Source organism: Actinosynnema sp. NPDC059797 (assembly GCF_042732085.1).
Taxonomy (GTDB): Bacteria; Actinomycetota; Actinomycetes; order Mycobacteriales; family Pseudonocardiaceae; genus Actinosynnema.
Genome location: NZ_JBHWIE010000588.1, coordinates 1 through 3022 on the forward strand (window position 1 = coordinate 1; position 3022 = coordinate 3022).

Sequence of the window (3022 nt, forward strand, 5' to 3'; positions counted from 1 at the left end):
GCCTACGCCCTCGACCCGGAACGACCGGAGGACCACCGGCGCCTGCTCGGGCACCTCGCCGAGCGGGGCGTCCGCCCGGCGAAGGTGCTCCACGCCCTCGGCGCGGCACCGGCCGACGACCTGGACGCGGCGCTGTCCCGGGGTTTCCTGGGCCTGCTCGCCTTCGCCCGGACGCTCGGGCACCTCCTGCCCGCGCACCCGGTGGAGCTGGTCGTCGTCACCGCCGGCGCCGTGGCCGTCCTCGGCGACGACCTGGCGAACCCGGAGCACGCGACCCTGCTCGGCCTGTGCGCCTCCCTCGACGCGGAGTACCGCACCCTGCGCTGCCGGTCGGTCGACCTGGACGCGACCCGCCCGGACGAGGCGGCCCGCGCCCTGCTCGCGGAGCTGGGCCAGTCCGCCGAGGACGAGCCGGTGGCCTGGCGCGGGCGCCACCGGTGGGTGCGCGAGTGGAGTCCCCACCGGCTCGACGCGCCGAAGCGGGCCGTGTGGCGCGAGCGCGGCACGTACCTGATCACCGGCGGGCTCGGCGGCCTGGGCCGGGCCCTCGCGGCGCACCTGGCCGCCCGCGTCGCCGCCCGGCTCGTCCTGGTCCGCCGCACCCCGCTGCCGCCCCGCGACCGGTGGCCGGACCTCGCCGCCGGGTCGGAGGCGGTCCGGGCCGTGCTGGAGCTGGAGCGCCTGGGCGCGGAGGTCGTCGTGGAGGCCGCCGACGTGGCCGACGCCGACCGGCTCCGCGAGGTCGTGGACCGGGCGGTGCGCCGCTTCGGCGCGCTGCACGGCGTGGTGCACGCGGCGGGCGTCCCCGGCGCGGGACTGGTCCGGGACAAGGGGCGCGACCAGGCGCTGGCGGTGCTGCGGCCCAAGGTCCACGGCACCGCGGCGCTGCTCGACGCGCTGCGCGGCGTCCCGGTGGACTTCGTCGCCCTGTACTCGTCCTCGGTGGTCGCGGTGCCCGGCGTCGGCGAGAGCGACTACACCGCCGCGAACGCCTACCTGGACGCCCGCGCGGCCGGCGGGGCGGACGTGCCGGTGGTGTCGATCGCCTGGGGACCCTGGCGCTCGGACTCCTGGCAGGCCGAGGTGTTCGCGGACGCCCCCGAACTCGGCGCGCGGGTCCGGTCCTACCGGGACGAGTTCGGCGTGACCGAGGACGAGGGCGTGGAACTGCTGCACCGGGCGCTGGCCTCGGGCCTCCGCCAGGTGCTGGTGCTGCCCGAGGGACTGGCCGCGACCCGGCGCCGCTGGGCGGAGCTGTTCACCGCCGCACCGGCGACCCGGCCCGCCGGGCAGCGCTTCGCCCGCCCGGCCCTGCGGACGCCCTACGTGGCGCCGCGCGGCGAGGTGGAGCGGCACATCGCGCGGGTGTGGGGCGAGCACCTCGGCGTCGACCGGGTCGGCGTCGACGACCGGTTCTTCGAGCTGGGCGGGAACTCGCTGCTGGCCATGACCGTGGTCGCCCGGCTGGAGCGCGAGCTGGGCGTGGAGCTGTCCGCGCCCGTGCTGTTCGAGCGACCCACCGTGGCCGAGCTGGCCGCGCTCCTCGACCCGGCGGGCCGGGCGGGCGGGCAGGTGGACGAGGCAGGTGCCCGAGGACAGGACCGCCGCCGCCGGGCGGCGGCGCGGCGACGGGGAGTGCGGGGCGGATGAGCGGGAACGACGACTTCGGGGTGGCCGGCGCGGACGAGGGCATCGCGGTGGTCGGGATGGCGGGGCGGTTCCCGGGCGCGGCGGACGTGGCGGAGTTCTGGCGCAACCTGTGCCGGGGCCGCGACTGCGTCACCGACTTCTCCGAGGAGGAGCTGGCCGAGGAGGTGCCGCCCGACCTGCTGCGCCACCCGGACTACGTCCGGTCCGGCGCGGTGCTGGAGGGCGTCGACCTCTTCGACGCGGGCTTCTTCGGCTGCACCCCGCGGGAGGCCCAGGTGATGGACCCGCAGCAGCGCCTGTTCCTGGAGCAGGCGTGGCACGCGCTGGAGGACGCCGGCTGGGACACCGCGCGCCTCGGCGGCCAGGTGGGGGTGTTCGCCGGTGCGGCGCTGAGCACCTACCTGCTCAACAACCTGCTGCCCGACCGGGCCCTGACGGCGTCCGTCGGCGCGGTGCAGCTCGCGCTCGCCAACGACAAGGACTCCCTGAGCACGCGCACCTCCTACCTGCTCGGCCTCACCGGACCCGCCTACTCCGTGCAGAGCTACTGCTCCACGTCGCTGGTGGCGGTGTGCGCGGCCTGCACGAGCCTGGCCGCGGGCGAGTGCGACGCGGCGCTGGCGGGCGGGGTGGCGGTCAGCGTGCCGCAACGCGTGGGCTACCTCTACCAGGAGGGCGGGATGGCCTCCCCGGACGGCCGGTGCCGCGCGTTCGACGCCGCCGCCCTGGGCACGCCCACCGGCAGCGGCGTGGGCGTGGTCGTCCTCAAGCGGCTCGACGACGCCCTGCGCGACGGCGACCACGTCCACGCGGTGATCCGCGGCTGGGCGGTCAACAACGACGGGTCGGTCAAGGCCGGTTTCACCGCGCCCGCGGTGCGCGGCCAGGCGGCGGTGATCGCGGAGGCCATCGCCGGGGCCGGGTTGAGCCCGGACGACATCGACTACGTGGAGGCGCACGGCACCGGCACCGCGCTCGGCGACGCCGCGGAGCTGGCCGCCCTGCGCCAGGCGTTCGGACCGGGGCCGGCGGGGTCGTGCGCGCTGGGGTCGGTGAAGACCAACGTGGGTCACCTCGACCGCGCCGCCGGGGTGGCCGGGCTGATCAAGGCGGTGCTGTCGGTGCGGCACGGCGTGATCCCGCCCAGCCTCGGGTTCGAGCGGCCCAACCCGGAGCTGGACCGCGGGGGGCGGTTCTTCGTGAACACCGCGCTGCGGGACTGGCCGGAGACCGGTCGGCCGCGCCGCGCGGGCGTCAGCGCGTTCGGGATCGGCGGGACGAACGCGCACGTGGTGCTGGAGGAGCCGCACCGCGGGCGTGCCTGGAGCGCGGCTCGGGGGGACCGGGTGCTGGTGGTCTCGGCGCGCAGGGG

General features: G+C 77.4%; 2 protein-coding genes. Both read left to right on the top strand.

All coding sequences use genetic code 11. From position 1 onward, the window contains the following. A partial coding sequence (locus tag ACFV4N_RS42030; protein WP_499678279.1) for an SDR family NAD(P)-dependent oxidoreductase occupies positions 1-1650 on the top strand: 1650 nt, incomplete at its 5' end. Further along, the coding region (locus ACFV4N_RS42035; protein ID WP_499678280.1) for a beta-ketoacyl synthase N-terminal-like domain-containing protein at positions 1647-3022 on the top strand (1376 nt) is incomplete at its 3' end. The genes ACFV4N_RS42030 and ACFV4N_RS42035, both read left to right, overlap by 4 nt.